General features: G+C 53.6%; 10 protein-coding genes. All 10 read right to left on the bottom strand.

The genetic code is table 11. From position 1 onward, the window contains the following. Positions 1 to 72: 72 nt before the first annotated feature. Positions 73 to 501: a GNAT family N-acetyltransferase gene (locus tag DQG23_RS26730; protein WP_113034092.1), complete on the bottom strand. Its 429-nt coding sequence runs from the start codon at positions 499 to 501 to the stop codon at positions 73 to 75. Between the two features lie 24 nt (positions 502 to 525). After that, positions 526 to 1,812: a neutral/alkaline non-lysosomal ceramidase N-terminal domain-containing protein gene (locus DQG23_RS26735; protein WP_113034093.1), complete on the bottom strand. Its 1,287-nt coding sequence runs from the start codon at positions 1,810 to 1,812 to the stop codon at positions 526 to 528. Between the two features lie 130 nt (positions 1,813 to 1,942). Continuing rightward, the gene (locus tag DQG23_RS26740; RefSeq protein ID WP_192894640.1) at positions 1,943 to 4,201 is read right to left on the bottom strand and encodes a glycosyl hydrolase family 28-related protein; all 2,259 of its coding nucleotides are present in this window, start codon (positions 4,199 to 4,201) and stop codon (positions 1,943 to 1,945) included. 74 nt (positions 4,202 to 4,275) lie between these two features. Further along, on the bottom strand, positions 4,276 to 5,760 hold the full coding sequence (gene gucD / locus DQG23_RS26745) for an alpha-ketoglutaric semialdehyde dehydrogenase GucD (RefSeq protein WP_113034094.1): 1,485 nt from the start codon (positions 5,758 to 5,760) through the stop codon (positions 4,276 to 4,278). A gap of 25 nt (positions 5,761 to 5,785) precedes the next feature. Next, positions 5,786 to 6,778: a Gfo/Idh/MocA family protein gene (locus DQG23_RS26750; RefSeq protein ID WP_113034095.1), complete on the bottom strand. Its 993-nt coding sequence runs from the start codon at positions 6,776 to 6,778 to the stop codon at positions 5,786 to 5,788. A 65-nt stretch (positions 6,779 to 6,843) separates the two neighbouring features. Beyond that, the gene (locus DQG23_RS26755; RefSeq protein WP_113034096.1) at positions 6,844 to 7,773 is read right to left on the bottom strand and encodes a U32 family peptidase; all 930 of its coding nucleotides are present in this window, start codon (positions 7,771 to 7,773) and stop codon (positions 6,844 to 6,846) included. Positions 7,774 to 7,792: 19 nt separating this feature from the next. Continuing rightward, a complete protein-coding gene (locus tag DQG23_RS26760) occupies positions 7,793 to 8,632 on the bottom strand; it encodes an amidohydrolase family protein (RefSeq protein ID WP_113034097.1) in 840 nt (279 codons plus the stop codon). 84 nt (positions 8,633 to 8,716) lie between these two features. Beyond that, on the bottom strand, positions 8,717 to 9,823 hold the full coding sequence (locus tag DQG23_RS26765) for a mandelate racemase/muconate lactonizing enzyme family protein (RefSeq protein WP_113034098.1): 1,107 nt from the start codon (positions 9,821 to 9,823) through the stop codon (positions 8,717 to 8,719). Positions 9,824 to 9,897: 74 nt separating this feature from the next. Then, on the bottom strand, positions 9,898 to 16,194 hold the full coding sequence (locus tag DQG23_RS26770) for a DUF4838 domain-containing protein (protein WP_113034099.1): 6,297 nt from the start codon (positions 16,192 to 16,194) through the stop codon (positions 9,898 to 9,900). Beyond that, positions 16,185 to 18,047: a hypothetical protein gene (locus tag DQG23_RS26775; RefSeq protein ID WP_113034100.1), complete on the bottom strand. Its 1,863-nt coding sequence runs from the start codon at positions 18,045 to 18,047 to the stop codon at positions 16,185 to 16,187. Before DQG23_RS26775 ends, DQG23_RS26770 begins: the two co-directional genes overlap by 10 nt.

The raw sequence follows: 18,047 nt of genomic DNA on the forward strand, positions 1-18,047 counted from the left end.
AATAAACATTCATTGCTTAAAGCCACTCTGCATTGCACCGCACCTCGAGGCCCAGCTTGCGCAGCTCCTCCGTTACTCTGCTCGCGTGCGAAATTCCTGAAAGCTCAGTTCCGAATAATGATGCAGCTCGCGGCGAATGCGATCAACGTTCCCTCCAGCTACGTCTTCCGCCGCGATCACCTGCTGCGCCTCCCGCATGAGCGCCTTGGCGATTCCTATCCCGCGATACTCCGGCGCCACTCCGGTGCCCCCGTTCCAGGCCCATTTTGCGCCGTCAACCGTCTTGGTCGCGAGAAATAGGAACCCGGCAGGATCATCGCCAACAAACGCTACAACCGACAACGACGGCTTGATCGAGCTGCCTGCGAAGCTGGCCAGCAGCTGTTCCAAACTCCTCGTCATGTCCGAATAATAGCCGGAGAAGCCGCGATTCCAAAGCGACAAGGCCTCGTCAAACGTACAAGTGTTCAAACGCCCGAACCGAACCGTTTCGTTGTCCATAGAGGATACCTCTGTTTAAATAAATTATCCGCTGATCTTGTTTAAAAGCTCGATCGCCCGCTCGACGAACAACTCGCCTGTTCCCGAAGGCAGCCGGTTGTTGGACGTCAACCGAGGCTCGTAGCCGCCGTTAGCAAACGCTTCGCGCGTGCAGATGTAACCGAAAGCGGAGCCGTTGCTCAACTCATTGACCGCCGTGTAAGGGAACGGAGACGCCGCTTTGATCGCCAGTCCCAGTTCGACAAAAAGCTCTCCCGGGCAGCCGACTACGGCAAAAGGCCCAAGCTTGATCGCTTGAAGCTCAATATCCGCAATCTGCTCGCCATGCTCATAAGCCAACAACACTTCGGCGGCGAACGTCTTCCTTACCTGGCTTTCCGTATCCGAGACGAGGCGCTGCCGCGCCTGCTCTACCTCCGATTCGCTCGGAAACCGGCAGGCGATTTGAAAACCTACCTGCCCTACGCCGATTTCTACGTCGTCCGTTAACAAAGCCTTCTCCCTCGTCTTCAGCACTTCTCCGGCGAGGACACGTCCCATCACCCGATGATGCTCCTGGTGTATGGGCCACTTGCCGCTGACGTCGATATGATTGATATTGCCGCTGGCGCCCATCCAGAAAAGACTGACGACCTGCGCGCCGAGCACCTGTTTCAGCGACGCGCTCAGCTCTCCCGGGTAATCGGCGCTGTACAGCGTGCCGCCGACCGTATCGGTATGGCAGGCGTAATTCGTCACAACCCCGATCGGGTTGCCGTCCGCATCGTCGATCCGTACGACCAGCACTTGCGGATCGATCGGCCCCTCCGGCCGTTCAATGTCGGGATTGCCGACGCCCGGATTCATCTTGACTTTGCCGTCCTTCATCCAGAACCGCCGATTAAAGGCAATGTCCGCCTCCGTACCGGAAGCGAAGCCGATCCGCGCCTGTTTTCTGGTCCGGTAGGCGACGATGGCCGCATCCGCTCCCTTCTCCGTCAGCAGCTTCAAATATGCCTCGTCAGCTGATATAAACGAATAGGTCACGACCGGCGGACCGGTATGCGTATGCGTTGCGGACACCATGATGGAAGACTCCGGTATGCCCGTTTCTTTATGTATTCGCTCCCGAATGCCGAGCACGACGCGACGCGGCAAGTCGATGCAATCCAGGGCGACCCATGCCGCAATCCCTTTCTCCGTTTCGGCAATGAGCGCCTTCGCGAACAGAGCGTCCATCACGCCGGTCGATTTGCGATCATTGAAGTAACCGGGCATGGAGCTTTGCAGCGCCGGCGTAATATCCATTTCCGCCATTCCGCAGGAGAGCATGTTTCATCAACCTCGCTTTAGTATAAAATTAGACCTTGCGCTCGAACCTTGTATCGCCACACTTGGGCCGTCGTTTCACTCGGCGCCATCCTGCATACGTCCGCGCGGTTCGCGCGCTGCAGCCGGTGAGCTAGTTCGTCACACCCCCGAAAGGCTTAAACATGGCATCGAATAATGAGATAGAACCTGACGCCGTTGCGGCGGCATCGATTGAAAGCGCCCCTAGTCCGGGATTTACAGCCGTTATTTTCGCAGCTGCCGGTATTCCCTGTCCTTTAATCTCGTCACCAACCATCCAAGCTGATATATTGGTTAGGCCCGTTATTTGATTGCTACCGAGCGTTAAGGTTCCTATTGAAGCTGTATGCGCTTTGCCGCCTTCCGTACAAACCCACCCGACATAACCTCCCCCAGCCGGTGAACGATTCAAGATTTGTTCCCCCGTGCGCCAAACCCCATATTCGGGAGCCGAGGTCAAAGTCCGATAGGTTTGAAGAGGAAAATACGGCCGAATATCGTTCACATCATCTACCGTATACACTACTGGAGAGAAGTACTCGAATTCTAAGCCGCTCGCGGGGGATATTCCGAACGGATAGTAATAAAGCATCGCATTGCTCGCCGACTGTCCCGCCTTGATGGCAGCCGTTATGGTCGCCCACTGGCCATTGCGGAAAGCGTCGCCGTAGCCGTATACATTAAAATCCTCGATCTGTTGCGCGGACATTCCGTTATCGTTTAATCTGATATTTAGATACGGTTCGGCTGGCGTGCTGTTTTGCTTAAGCGTCCAGCATACGACTACCCATTTTCCTGCATCGATCTGGATGTTCCGCAAGTCGGTCACGATTCCCGTTCCGCTCGTAACCCCGGTTCTCGAAAGCAACCCCGTTTCGTGTACCGGCGTTCGGCTTGCATGATTATAGGAAACCGTAGCGGATACCGACTGATAAGCCGGCGGATCGATAAAAGCGGGCTGCAAACAATCGGATCGTGAATACGTTATCGAGACGCTATTGTTGAGCAGCCGTTCGGACATCACCATTCCGGTCGTAAAGTCCATCTTATTCGTGTGCTGCGGCCAATAAGGATCCGAGCATCGCCCGGGAGCGGTCGCAAACAAATAGACGCGATGTGATGTCATGGTCCCGTAGTAAAAGTTCTCGCCGATATCGAACGGCCCTCTTGAACCCCATACTTCGATGCACGCGTTGCCAACATTCGCTTCGAAATAATTGTTTTTGATCACGAGGCCGCGATACGAGTTCGAAACTTTGATCGGATCCCGTTGTCCTTCCAGCACATTGTGACAAATCGAAACATTATGCCCCTCAATATGAATGCCTCCCTGACCGGGCTCGCTATAACCGTTCTGCCCCCCTTCATTCAACTCATAAATAAAGCTGTTCCAGTGGCCGAATGAGGTTTTGGCAATCCAATTATTATGCATGGTCGAGGATTGGATGATCCGAATGACCCCCATCGACGCTTCGCTTCCCGAACTGGCCGAGCTGGCGTAGAGATCGAAAGCCGTTTCGAATCCTTGCACGGATATTTTCTCGCAAAGAATGTCCCTGCTAAATTGACCGCTACCCCCAAGGTCGAATCCGAAGCATCGCTTGGCCTTCAATCGTCCGGAACCGCCGGTTGCGAACGTAAGGCCGCTAGCTTTAAATCCGTTTATCGGATTTGTGTGGGAAAGCCACACGCAGTCGCCCGTATGATCGGCGTGCAGGGTTGCAGGCACCTTGGAGTCGAATAGGGTGATCGGAGTCTGGATATTTCGGTTGCCGTTCCCCGATAATGTAATATTGGAGCAGCGTACAATAAGCCGCGAAGTCGTCCGATAAGTACCCTCAGCGAAAAAGACGGTCCCTCCATGCGGAATGCTGTCCATTGCCGCTTGAATGGAGGCTGTATCGTCTGTCGTTCCGTCACCCTTGGCGCCGAACCATTTCACATGGACGACCCCAGCGACAAACGATCGTTTGAACCTGTCTCCGGAAGTTGAAACGAGTATCGTGCCCATATTATCCGCCGATACGGTATCAGCGGCATCGAAAGTAAAATGGCCTTCCTGTCCCGTGTCCTTAACATAGTAGACAATGTCCGGATCTGGGGCCGTTAAGACGCGGAGTTCGGCAATTGTAGTCACGCAGATGCTGCTGCAAGCGAGCGTCATTTCGCTACTGCCGCTCATGGGGTTGCTATAATCCGTAACCGGTGGCGATTGCCCGAACGCCGTTCTTGCTGCAGGCCAGCCGCTGGTTACAGCCGCAGCTCCGGCAACGCCAATATAGGCTAACAAGCTTCTCCTGCTCAACCTGCCGGACGCTTCAGTCGGGCCCTCCGTATTCCCTTGAATCATTTGCCCATTACGCTCTTCCATGCTCCATCCTCCTCTTCCCAAGTGAGAAAATAGATGCAGGCGAATTCTTAGATGGTCGGCGATCGCGATAACGACTAGCCGCTCATTGTAACTGTCTTTACGGCCGTAAAAAACTCAATGGCTGCCTGGCCCTGTTCACGGGAATGCGAGCTTGACTGCTTCATGCCGCCAAAGGGCGCTTGCAGCTCAACGCCGGCACTTTCTCCATTGATGCGGACAAGTCCTGCTTCAATCTCCTGAATAAATATCATCGTTTCCGACAGGTTCTTGCTGAACAGCGAAGCGCTAAGCCCAAAGCGAACATCATTGGCCAGTTGAATCGCCTCTTTCAACGTGTCCGCCTTCATCAGCACCAATACAGGGCCAAAAATTTCCTCCTGGGCGATTGTCATCTCCGATCGCACTTCATCGAACAAGGTAGGCTCGACGAAATACCCGTTTGCAAAGCATTCGCCCTGGGGCTGCCCGCCCCCGATAAGAAGACGGGCTCCTTCCTCTTTACCCTTCTGAATAAATCCAAGCACTCTCTCTAATTGAGCTTTGCCGGCTAGCGGCCCCATCCATGTATCCGCGTCCATACCGTTTCCAATCTTGATCCGCTTGATCCTTTCCACCAATCGTTCAAGGAACGGCTCATAAATACGGCTTAGTACGATTACTCTGCTGGTTGCCGTGCATTTTTGTCCGGTTGAGCGCATGGCGCCGGCGATCGTCAGTTCCGCAGCTTGATCGAGATCGGCATGCTCCGTTACGATAACCGGATTTTTGCCGCCCATTTCAAGCTGGACCTTCGCCCCTCGGGAAAGTGCCGATATCCCGATGCGCTTTCCGACGTTATTCGATCCCGTAAATGTAATGGCCTGTACATCGGGGTGCTCCACAAGCGCCTGTCCAACCCCAGTTCCGCTTCCTGTTACCATATTGATAACGCCCGGAGGAAAGCCTGCATCCGCAAATGCTTCAACGATTTTGGCGGCCGTAATTCCCGTTTCGGCGGCAGGCTTCAGGACAACGGTATTTCCGTAGACAAGGGCCGGCACCAGCTTCCATAGCGGAATCGCAACCGGAAAATTCCACGGCGTGATGACGCCCACGACGCCTAACGGCACGCGAGTGGTAAATAACAGGTTTGTGCTCTCCCCCGAAGGAATCACATCGCCGGTTTTGCGCAATCCTTCTCCGGCATAATACCGCAGTATCGCGGTCCCCCGCGCCGTTTCCGCGAATGCCTCGGCATACGTTTTACCCATCTCACGGGTCATCGTCTGCGCGATGTCTGCTTTTCGTTCATCAAGCAGGTCCGCCGCTTTGATCAAATAAGCGGCCCGCTGCATACCGGATAGCCGCTTCCACGCGCCGAATGTTTGCTTCGCAGCACGCACCGCCGCATTCACATCTTCCGCGTCGGACTCTTGAACAAACCCGACAGTCTCCCGGGTATCGGCAGGGTTTACATTCCGAAGCAACCGCCCTGTCCCGGATGCCTGCCAGACGCCGTCTATATAATTAAGATAGGTTGTCGGTAGCTTCTCTTGTTCAAGATCGGGTTGATCTATCATAGTCCGGTCTCCTTCTTGAATGGTTTTATCGTTCTCTAAGGCTCTTCTCTATGGCTTTCGTGAGCGCGAGGCTTCCGATTCCCTCATCAACCCCAGGAACACACGGAGTATTTGTACGAATACTCGCGATAAATTTACCCAATTGAATGCTGAAGCAGGAAGCCGCCCAGTCTTCCTCCAGCTTGACGGTTTCTGTAATCTCGCCCGTCTTCAACTGTACATATTGGTCGAAGCGGTCAAAAATGGCGATGCCTTTGGGGCCCACGATCTCGAATTCTCCTTTAGGGAATTTCGGGAGAAACCAGCCAATCTCTACTTTGGCAATATCCCCATTCTCAAAACGGATAACCGAAAGATCGTAATTCGTCGTTGGGAACTCTGTACGTGTACGAATACCGAAAGACTCTACTGCCGTCACCGGAGATTCCGCAAGAAACTGTAGAAAATCGGCAACATGAGCACCATCGTGAATCGAGGGCGATCCATGCTGCATGGTTCGATAGATTCGATCATAATGCTCCGGATTGCCCGTCGGGTCCCAACTTTCATCAAAAATACCCAATCGATAGACAAGCGGCGATCCGAGCTTCCCTTGCTTAATCCACTCTCTCAAGGTTTCAAGAAGCGGGCCATGTCTGTATGTAAATCCGACTTGAACCTTGTATCCTGTTGCACGCTCTGTTTCCCGCACCTTTTCGGCTGTGTTTACATCTACAGCCATCGGTTTTTCGCACAAAACATGTTTGCCCGCCTGCAGACTCTCCATGGTCAAATGAGGCGTCACCCACGGAGGCGTGCAAATGACAACCGCATCCAATGATTCGTTTTGCAGCAGCTCCCGATAATCGGCAGTCGCAATCGGTACCTGATATTGCTCTGCCAGATGCCTTGCCCGCTGAAGATCCGCGTCGCAGAGCGCTGCTAATCGTACATCCGAACAAGCCGATAACGCGGGAATATGCCGGGTGGCGGCAATATCGCCGCAGCCGATAACGCCAATGCGAAGCGATTCGTTCATTAGACTCTATCCTTCCTTATAACGCAGTCTCTAGCAGCAGGCCTCCCACTTCAATAAGAAAGCCGTCAGCTGCAAGGAAGTCCCAGGTCCACGGCCTGAGGATCTGACATTTTCAGTTCGGGATGATAACGCTTGATAAAGTCGCAACCTATTTTAGCCCGGCGCACCCGTTCGCGTGAAAGCCTTACGGCCGTTTCCTCCAGATGAGTGCCTGAAGGGTAAATATTAGGGGAATTTCGCAGACCAAACTTAATATACACTGGAGCAGCCACACGAATGATTTCAACAATTTCGTAGTAACGGATATAGCCGCCGAAATCATCCGGCACTTCCACATAAAGATCGATAGGGATATCGACAGCCTGTCGAATTGCGGCTAACTTAGCCAACGTCAAATCGGTAGGCACGTTATACGTGTCCGCCCCGTAACCCTCCATCAGCTTAATCGAAATCGGGTTACAGGCCCCCATCGACACGGACACCTTAACCACTAGATCGCTTGGAAGCTCCCCGGCTTTCTTGCATTCATTCACCGCCCATAACACACCTTCATCGGCGACAAGCACGCCGCGTATGCCTAACGCGCACGCTCGTTTCACATCTTCAATGGCATAAATGACCTGGTCCATCCCGGACGAACGAAGCCCGATGCTCTTTCCGCCCGGAGTCAGCGTCTGCGCATAAATGTCATAGGTTGCGCGAGGGCCGACAAACAGGCTGATTTCCATATGATTTGCTTTGCCAATGCGCGCCATCTCCTGAATTTCGTCATCCGTCAGCAGCATAATGCCGCTACCTTGCGAAATACGGTGGACGACAACTTCGTATTCCTTGGCAGCCTCTATCACAGACAGCAGCGCTTTCGGTCCTTCCACGGAAGGGATTTCGATACGGTACTGAGCACCATCCGGAAACGTTTTGGTCGAGCTGGGCAGATGATGGAGATCGCCTTCGGGAAACCCGCGCTCCAGCATAAACTTTTTGGTGCTATTCATCTTTTTTCTTCCTCCCCCGTCAGGCTAACCCCAATAATTCGATCGTATTTCTGTTCACCATATTATCGATCACTCTATCGGGAATTCGCGGCAAATTAGTCCCTGCCACCATATCATTCAAGGCATATAACGTCTTAAGCGTATGGTTAGTATCAAAAAACGGAAAGTCCGTTCCAAATAACAGTTTATCTTCAATACCATACTCAACAGCTTCAATCAGAGCATTGTAGGCTTGCCACGGGCGGCCGGCCAGTGCGGAAATATCGGTGAACAAGTTCGGATGCTTCCTGACAACACTGATCGCTTCCCCGGTCCAGGGATGCCCGAGATGGGCAATAATCATTTTCAAATGAGGAAAAGCTCTCGCTACAGGGTCCAGATCGGCCGGCCTTGATTTTTCCAAAGGTCCTTCCGGTACAAATGATGTGCCCTGATGCCACAAAATGGGCACCTTCAATTCCTGCGCCTTCGCATAGAGGGGAAAACAATAGTTATCCAGCGGGTGAAAATTTTGATAGATGGGGCCTAGCTTTAATCCCTTCAAATTCATATCCTTGATGCAGGTTTCCAGTATTGCCGGGGCGCCTGCCCGGTTGGGGTCTACACTCGCAAATCCGAATAATCGGGTCGGGTTTTCGCTTACATAGTGAGCCACGTACTCATTTGGCACCTCGAAGCCTACAGCCGGAGCATCGAATGCCAGCACAATGGCGCCACTGCACTGCTTCATGGCCTCTCTATGCTCGGCAGGCGTACAAGCCAGACGAAAATCTTCCCCCCATGCCCGCTGGGCAGCCCTTAAAAATGAACCCGATATATGATGCCTCTCGGCTAAATGGGTATGACAATCAAAAACCATCTTCTCTCCTCCTGGCGGGCCCCAATCTCTTTAACGGCCATTCCACACTTGGCCATCATGCTCTGAACAATAAGAGAAGCTTCATTACTGAACGGCCAGTTTCTTAAGCTTTTCAAAATCGATTGTGACGCCAAGACCTGGTGTGTCTGGAATCGTTAAATATCCGTCTGCAATGATCAACTCTTCATGTACAACATCTTCGCGATAAGCAGTAAACCCTCGAACGTCGGAAGCGAATGCCGACAAATTGCCCATCGCTATACCCAGCTGCGCCGATGCAGAAGAGCCGATGCGGGCTTCCGGCATGGAACCCAGGGTGCAATCGATGTTATACAGCTCTGCAAGCTCGAATATTTTCCGGGCTCCGTTCAGTCCGCCGGCTTCCGAGACATAGACATGAAGCAAATCCGCGGCTCCTTTCTCCAGACATCGTTTAGCATCACAAATATCCCATACGCTTTCGTCAAGCAAGATGAGAGCCTCCGTGTTGTCCCGCAGCCAGGATAACTCATCCAGACAATCGTCCCTTAACGGTTGTTCGACGATGTGCACCCCAAAGGCGAACATTTCATCGATGAGCTTTTTAGCCTGTTTTTTAGTGCGCCAAGCCATATTTGCATCTACACGCAGCAGAACCGGGTCGGGAATCGCGTTGCGGATTTGCCGAATGGCCTTAAGATCCTTCTCGTCGTCCAGGCCAACTTTAATTTTTAGCTCCTTGAATCCTTCGGAAACCCTTTGTTTCGCCGTTTCCACCATCATGTCAAGCGAATCGATATGGATCGCTCCTGTGATTGGAATACGTGTCCTTGATTTTCCCCCGAGCAGTTGGTACACGGGAAGCTGCGTCATTTTTCCTATTAAATCGTACAAAGCCGTTTCAATGCCCGCTTTCGCCAGCAGGTGGCGTTTAGAGAAGTCCGACAATTCATCCAGCTTTTTGCTAATCGCCGCAATGTCGGTCACTTCTTGCCCGATCAACTGATCCGCCCAAAATTCATTTACTTCCCGGCATATGGAATGTGCTCCCCCAAACCATGCAAGGGCAATTTCACCGGCGCCATAAAGGCCGGATTCAGTCCGAATGATAACAATGCCATGATTGGAAAATGAGTACGTACCCAAGCTGTCGCTCGCCGCTTTATAATGAGGTAGACGAACAGGAACAACCTCAACGGATGCAATTTTCATAGATGGCTCCTTTGTTGTTATGGCGGCAATACCTCCCCGAATCGCAGAGAGGCATTGCCGTTTTACTTATGGTTTCAAAGCCCCGCGTCCTGACGGATCAGCTCCACATCATCAAAGCTGATCGTCTCCCCCCGTTTGAAATCGAGCATGTGCAGAAACACCTGGGCGGTGGCTGCCTGCTTGCCGTCATAATCGGGCAGTACATCGAACTCGAAGAAGACGGTCCTCCACTTGCCGTTGGACGTGACGGCCCGAACAAGTGGCGAACTTGCAAGTGCTCCGTTAATCCAATTCCCGGCACTATCCCTTATCCAAACGTTGAGACTTAAGGTACCTTCCGTTTCTGCCGAGGTCATAAAGTGGAAAACGCCATAATAATGACCCGGGGCAATTTCGGATAATTCCTGAATGGGCGCTGCGCCTCCAGCCGCATTCTGGGCAGGATACACCCCGTCGATAGCCAGGCTGTATTGACCGCTCCGTTTGACGGTGTCGGTACGGTAGAAGCCTTCTCCCAAGAGCCACCAGCCGTCTGGATTTCCGTCGGTCCACTGCTCGAAAGATGTATTCGTCATGACCGATGTGTACCCGCTCAATCTCGGGAGCGCTACAGTATTTGTCGAAATCGTATCGACACCACTGTACGTCACTTCATAGCTGGCACTTTGTTCCCACGGCTTTAACTCGACTCCCGGCATAGTCAACACTGCGGTTTTGGAGGCTGCGTCCCACGCCACCTCCGGTGTTAGTGTCAGAGACTCGCCTTCTGCGAACTGCGTCACGGCAAAATCTGCAGCTGTCGGAGGTTGCTCGGGTATTTTGTTGAACAGAACGGTTATTTCGCCGTTCTCCGCCGATGCGGAAGCGAGATACGGCACATCTTCTTGACGGATCAGCTCCACATCGTCAAAGTAGATCCTCTCTCCCTTTTTGAAATCGAGCATGTGCAGAAGCACCTGGGCGGCGGCTGCCTGCTTGCCGTCATATTCGGGCAGCACATCGAACTCGAAGGAGACGGTCCTCCACTTGCCGTTGGACGTGGCGGCCTGAACAAGTGACGAACTTGCAACTGCTCCGTTAATCCAATTCCCGGCACTATCCCTTAACCAAACGTTGAGACTTAAGGTACCTTCCGTTTCTGCCAAGGTCATAAAGTGGAAGACGCCATAATAATGACCCGGGGCAATTTCGGATAATTCCTGAATGGGCGCTGCGCCTCCAGCCGCATTCTGGGCAGGATATACCCCGTCGATGGCCAGGCTGTATTGACCGCTCCGTTTGATGGTATCGGCACGGTAAAAGCCTTCGCCCCAGAGCCACCAGCCGTCTGGACTTCCGTCGGTCCACTGCTCGAAAGACGTGTTCGTCATGACCGATGTGTACCCGCTCAATCTCGGAAGCGCTACGGCATTTGTCGAGATCGTATCGACACCACTGTACGCCACTTCATACTTGATGTTCTGTTCCCACGGCTTTAATTCGGCTTCCGGTATAGTCAGCACTGCGGTTTTGGAGGCTGCATCCCACACGACCTCTGGCGTCAGCGTTACCGGCTCAACGCCTGCGAAATGCGTCACTGTAAAGTCTGCTGCTGTCGGAGACTGCTCGGGCGTTTTGTTGAACACAACGGTTATTTTGCCGTTTTCCGCCGTTGCCGAAGCAAGATACGGCACTTGGCTCGGTTCGTTCGCCATATAAAGCTCGAAGTCGTCGATATAGAGCGTACCGCCTTCGAAGAAGCCGTTCACAATAGCCGCCATCTGCACCTTCTTGACCGGAATGCCGTTTACTCTTGCCGGCACTCTATCCAAAATCTGAATCGTTTCCCAGCGGCCCAACGAGTTGGCGAACGCCTGCTGGTCGGTTCGAATCGTCGCCAGCTTAATACCGTTCTCATCGAGCAGATTCAGTTCCAGCCAAATGGTGCCGACTGACCTCGTATCCGCAGAAACGAAATATTTGAGGCGGGAAATGATCAGTCCCGGCTGGGCGTCGACCGTCTGATTGATGTCACCGGAGTAGAAATTATGGACGTAAATGCTCGCATCGCCGGTATAAGCAAATCCTTCCTTGCGCTCGAACTTGCCATAACTAAAGATGTTCGCATCCCAGTATTTGGCTGTTACCCGTTCATTGCTCAAATCTCCAGCCTCTTCAAAAGAAGCGTTCCGGTTGGCTGGTCCTTCGTCGACCGCACTCATCAGCAGCCCGGCATAGACGCGGACTCCTTCGGATGTTCCGTTTGCCGCCAGCTCAGCCGCTCTCACCTTCACCGGACCGCCCGTCGCCTCATAATCTTTCAAATAATCGACGAGCCTCCAGAACGCGGTTGCGTTCAATCCCGACCAGACCAGATTGATCGACTGCGGGTCCACCGAGTGGTAAAGCACCGGATCGTCCTTGAACTGCTCGACCAGTTCAATCCGTTTATCCGCATAATCCATCGCCTGTTTGAAATCGACCGATTGTTCGAGAAGCTCCAGCGCGTCCTGCGTATTGGTAAGAGGGGCAGCAGGCTTCGGGTAGCTGAGCGCCGAGGCTTCGAAGTAGCCGAATGCGTCCAGCAGCATTTGCGCCCGTGCCTTCTGCTCGGTCGTCAACGCCTTGTCAAGCGCGGTTTCCAGCCAAACCCGGCTTTGGGCAATTTCTTCGGCGGTGACGATCGATAGGTATGCAGCCGAATCATACATGAAGTAGACGATCCGTTTGCGGCTTTGGAACCAATCGGTCTGTTGAATCCGGTTTTCCCAGAAATCGCTCCAGTGGTCGAAATACAGTTTCAAATACGGCGCCGATTCCGTCCCAACCGCCCGTTCATACCATTCGTTCAGCAAATCGTCGGCATCTTGATCGGGATTCCACAGCAGTTTGGAAATCAGCCACGTCTTCGGCCCTTCACCCCAGTTCGGATTCAGCTCGCCGAAGAAGGCGATCGCATTGTTGTTCTTGCCGTATTTCAAGTTGTCGGCCATTAACTGATTGTACACGCGCGGCAGCGTATACGGATTGGCGTAAATGTAATCGTAGAAGCCGATATAGGCTGCTTTCTCGTTCCATTTATCGACAATCTGCTGATCTTCGGCGCGAACCGCAGCATCGCTCCAAGCCATCCGGTCTTTCGTCAAATACGGCACAACTCGGTCATTCAGCTTGAATGAAGGCGGGTCGTACACTTCCTGATAGGCGAGCACACCGAACCATTTGTCCGGAAACACTTCCAGTACTTTTTCGGCGACTTGGTTCACCCACTCGTAATAAATATCCGACATATCAGGCCTTCCGAGCGAGTTAAGCTTGCCTGTATACTTCGGGTGAGACGGGTCCGCCTCGCAGAAATTGCCGCTGTCGTTTACAGCTAGCGACATGGACTCCTCATCCGGATTTTTGCTGAAGTAATCGATTATCCAGTCGACGGCGATCTGAATCGTCGCCGCATTGCTAAAACATGGCTGCCACCCCCCGCGGAGCGCCGGAATGTAAGGCTTTCCATCCTTCTGCGGGAAAAATTCGGGGTGTGTCTCCTTGTACAAGTCCGGGTGGATAAAGCTCCAAACGTTATGGTCCCAGCCATTGTTCTGGTTGCGCAGCCGATTGCGTACGCCCCATTCGTACCGGATCGGGTTGTTGCCGGCGACGTCCACATACTGGAGCGGATACATCACCCGCGAAAGGTACGCCGGCTGGTCACGCACATCGTTCAGGGGAATCGCCAGCTCGGCGTGCTGCGGAACATCCTCTCCGTATTCTCCCGGAAGCAGCCAGCGTACGCCGACATAGCGCTCCAGAAACTCATAAACGCCGTATTCCGTTCCGATCGCCTTCGGCCCGATGATCGTCAATGTTTGCCCGTGCGGGTGAATGACGTATCCGTCACCGAGAAGCGCTTCCAGTTGCGCGGTGATGTGCGGATCGCCCTCCGGAGAAGTCGTGCCGACGTAAATACGAACCTTGCCGGAGAACGCATCGCCCGCTGCAGCAACCTCCGCTTCCGACATAACCGGCAATAGGACCCCGGTCGATTTCCTCACATAATCGGCCAATGTATGCGCTGCCTGGACCGTTTGTTCAGGCGCCCCGTCGGCAACGACGACCAGCGACAAGGCTTCGCCGTTCGATACGAGCAGCAGAGGAGGAGCGGCTTCGATAAGCGTGACGTCTACGACCGTCGTGCCGCCGTCAGCGACAAGGAACGGGGAAGAGACGCCGTCGGCATAACCCGTTTTCGATACGGTGATCGTATGCTCTCCAATCGGTACGTTCTGAATGATATATATGCCTCTGTCATCCGTTAGGCCCGAGTACACCGAACCGGTTACGGTCACGGATGCTCCGGACAACACGCCCATATTCGTCCCATAAACAATGCCGGTAACGGTGCCGCTTTGCGGAGCCGGTACGAAGAGCGTCAGCGCGATAACCGCAAGAACGGTGTCCTCCGCGTGCGACACGGCAATGCCGGTCAGCGAGCCGGTTTTGTATCCTTCCTTAGATGCCTGCACGCTGTAATCGGTACCGGCAAGCACATCGGCAAACGTATACTTGCCATTCTCATCGGTCACCGTCGTTCCGGACGTCCGGCCGGCAAGCACGACGGTTACGCCGCCGAGAGGAGCGAGATCCGCCCCCTTCACAATGCCCGATATGCTGCCGGCAGCAGCGGCAACGTGAAACGGCGCCGTATGCAAAGCAGCCGTCTGGTTATAAGCGACGGAGTAGCTAACCGCTTGCGCCGATTCGCCATTCGGTACCAAAGGGACAGTCAATTTTGCCGTTTTGCTGGCGGCAACCCACTCGACCGCGGTCGGTACGACCGTAACGGCGCTCGCTTCGTCGATCGACCGCAATACGGTGAACTGTTCGATCGCCGGGGAGGCTGCCGGAGCGTTGTTGAACGAAACGGTGATCATCCCGTTCACTGCGCTTGCCGCCGTAAGCTTACTCTCTATCGGGGTAGGCTCAGGCGTTGAATTTCCGCCCGGACTGGAATCAGGAACCGGGGTCGGGGTCGAGGAAGCTCCCGCGCCGTCCTTTTTGTCCGGCTGTTTTTCGAATGTCGACGCTCTCGCTTTTTCGCTGATCGTTGCGCTGACGATCTTTCCTTGGCCAATCGCTTGAATGACCGCATCCAGAATGAGCGAAAGCACGTTTCCTTCGCTTCCGATGTTCAGAATGAAGCCGGCAGCCAAATCGGATACGTTCAGCCGACCGATCGTCCCTTTCGGAAGCTCGACGGTTATATAGTCGGCTGCGACATCAACGTTTTCGAACGTTCCGAGCAGCGTCACCTTCGAGTGGTCCGGAAGCGAGCTGGTCAGGGTGACGGTCGTGAACCCTTCGCCGGTCGCCCCGGATTCTTCCAGGATGGCTGGGGACAGCAGGACGACTTCGGTGATCACGGTCGTTCCTTCCGCAACGATGCGGACCGTTCCGTCTTTTTTGTCGACAATGACGGTGACGAGCACACTGTCTTCAAAATGAATGCTGTTGCGGCCGCCGCCCTGGACGGTCGTCTTTCCTTTCACCGTGACGCCTTGCAAGTAGACGTCTCCTTCGCCGATTCCTTCGGCGAGCAGCAGATTGCCGGTGATGGTCATATTCCGCAGTTTCACTCCGGCTGCTCTGACGATTACATCGCCGGTTATCGTCTGCATGCCTTCCGCCGGACCGTATAAGCCCGCCGTATCGAGGACGTTCGATTCCGGCTGTTTCAGGGCACGATCGAGGGAGACGACCGCTTCGGCCCGGGTGATGGACGCTTCCGGACGGAAGCTGCCGTCTTCATAACCCTTCATGATGTCCTTCAATTGGAGCGCTCCGACCGCCATCCTGCTCCATCCCGAAATACGTGCGGCGTCCTTAAACCCATTGACGGCCGAAGGATCGTCCGTCTGGCTTAAATGGAGCAGCCTTGCGATGATGACGGCAGCTTCCTCGCGGCTAATCTGTCGCCCCGCACCGATCGTGCCGTCCGCGTAGCCTTGGATATAACCGGCTTTGACGGCTTTGGCGACGTCTTGGTATTCCCAGTCCGAACTCTTCACATCGTCGAAAGTTACGGCGGCTTCCTCGGTAAAGCCGAAGGATCGGTTGACAAGCGCCAAAAACTCACCTCGTGTAACCTCATTGTCCGGCTTGAACGTATGGTCTTCGTATCCGTGAATCAGTCCTTTGATCAACCATTCGAGCATTTCCTTCTCCGCCCAGTGGCCTATCACGTCTGAAGGGATCGTACGTTCCGAGGTGGTGGAAGCGCTTGCTGCTGAAATCGCCGAATTATTCGCAGCCGCGTACAGCGTACCGAACGTCGAAAAGACTAAACAGACAATTAGCAGCATTGAAAACAACTGTTTGTTCCATCGTTTCAGTCGCATAGTTCCTCCATTTTTTGAGGTGATAAATTGAACAAAACTTCAACCCTATGTTCACCGCATGGAATGTAGCAAAATGCCCTGTCTATGCCGTTCTGCCTCTGAATCGTACCCTCTCGCGATTCCCCATCCAGCAAGTAGGTTACGGCTCCGGAACTCCCTACCGTCACCGAGTTCCCTTCCGGAATCGGGAGCTTGACAAACACACCGCTCGGGCTTGCCGTCGTCACCTTGAAGCTTGCCGAAACCGTCCGGCCGTCCTCCGCTTTCCCCCATTCTCCATATTCGATGTCCGTCCCGGAGCGCTCAAACCACCATGTACATAGTTGGCTCGTAGAGTAATGCATTGCACGATACCGCTTCTCTCCAATATAACGGACGATTTCCTCGATGGCCGGCAAGCACTCTTTGTTCCAGTCATCATCCGCAATATAGATGGGATGCAGGAAGACATTCAATGTCCAACCGAAGAAAGTAGCCCGATCGATGGCGCTATGAATGGTGCCTATGTCCGATTCACGGGTTTCCTCATAAATTCTCGGTTCATATAGACCGATCGGGATATAGGCATACGGGATTCTGGCATTGCCGTGCTTAAAATCGTCATAAACGAAATGCGGATACACCGTTCCGAAGCCGAAGCCCAGCTGATTGATCGGATTGTATGGCGGCGTAAAAGAGTGAATTCTGGAATTATCCCCCTTTATGCCATAGGACGAAGCCCATCTTGCCTGTTCGGCCCATCCGGTGAACGTCGTACAGTGATTGACGGTAGCTACAGGAAGCTCATCAAAAGCAGCCAGGTATTGGTCCAATTGTTCCTTAATATCCGCTTCGGTGAAATGATAATGCGGCTTGGCAAAATCGAAATGCAGGGATATGTCGTGCCCATTCGCTTTTATTTGGTTGAACTCATCGAGATCGACGGCAAATTTGCCTTCGCGTGAAGGCATAATGTTTTGTTGGTAGGCAAGCCCTTTGTTTTTCATGTAATGCGAGGCTTTCACTTGGATACCAGGCGTACATTCGTCATCCCCGGCGCAATGAAGCATGAGGTCGGGCAGCGTCCCATCCGCAAATGGCGGGAGCTGATGGATGAACGGCTGCGGAACGCCGGATATCATATGCTCGAGAGCCTGCAGCCAATAATCCGCATAGGGCAGCTTCAAATCCGTCAACCGGCCGAAAGCGATCGAATCGCCTACCCGGTAATAGCCATCGCCGTCAATATCGCGGACGACAGGTCTCCCCTGATGCATGACCCAAATCGTCTGCGGCAAATGGAAGGCGAAATAATAAGTCGTGCCTTCTCCGAAATTCCTTTTGACGATTGCGTCACAGCCTGTGTTCCCCTTGCCGGCGTTGAACAGCGTTCCCAGCCTGCTCTCCTCCGCGGACTCTACCAGTTCCACATCGGACATGATCGGCAGCATCGCTCCCCGGAAGCTGTATGACGGATCGGCATCCGCTTCGCCGATAGCATTGAATTTGTAGTATGCGGATACGGTATAGTCATCGTCAGGCTGCTTGATTAAGCCGGTTCGACGCACACCGAACAATTCATCCGCCTCTTTCGTTGAAAATCCGATCAGCGTCCCACCGGCAGATACCCACTCAGTCAGTGTCCGCTTAGCTTCGTCCGACAGGCTGCAATCGCCGACGAATATAACTTTCAGACCGGCAAGCTCCTCGGCGCTGGCCAGATTCGGCTGCGAAAGCTTCCTCGCTCTCAGGCCGATTTCGTCCAGCATTTCCGCTATATAGGCATACCAATAATTTTGTCCGTTATCGTTCGCCTCTCTGCACAATGCATCATCATATAGGTACCCCGTCAAAGATGTAGTCACGATATTCAC

It is taken from the genome of Paenibacillus contaminans (genome assembly GCF_003285015.1).
GTDB lineage: Bacteria > Bacillota > Bacilli > Paenibacillales > NBRC-103111 > Paenibacillus_V > Paenibacillus_V contaminans.

Coding starts and splice junctions, on each gene's coding strand:
- DQG23_RS26735 (WP_113034093.1), bottom strand. CDS start 1,812: ATGCTCTCCTGCGGAATGGCGGAAATGGATATTACGCCGGCGCTGCAA.
- DQG23_RS26755 (WP_113034096.1), bottom strand. CDS start 7,773: ATGAATAGCACCAAAAAGTTTATGCTGGAGCGCGGGTTTCCCGAAGGC.
- DQG23_RS26765 (WP_113034098.1), bottom strand. CDS start 9,823: ATGAAAATTGCATCCGTTGAGGTTGTTCCTGTTCGTCTACCTCATTAT.
- DQG23_RS26750 (WP_113034095.1), bottom strand. CDS start 6,778: ATGAACGAATCGCTTCGCATTGGCGTTATCGGCTGCGGCGATATTGCC.
- DQG23_RS26730 (WP_113034092.1), bottom strand. CDS start 501: ATGGACAACGAAACGGTTCGGTTCGGGCGTTTGAACACTTGTACGTTT.
- DQG23_RS26760 (WP_113034097.1), bottom strand. CDS start 8,632: ATGGTTTTTGATTGTCATACCCATTTAGCCGAGAGGCATCATATATCG.
- gucD (WP_113034094.1), bottom strand. CDS start 5,760: ATGATAGATCAACCCGATCTTGAACAAGAGAAGCTACCGACAACCTAT.
- DQG23_RS26740 (WP_192894640.1), bottom strand. CDS start 4,201: ATGGAAGAGCGTAATGGGCAAATGATTCAAGGGAATACGGAGGGCCCG.
- DQG23_RS26770 (WP_113034099.1), bottom strand. CDS start 16,194: ATGCGACTGAAACGATGGAACAAACAGTTGTTTTCAATGCTGCTAATT.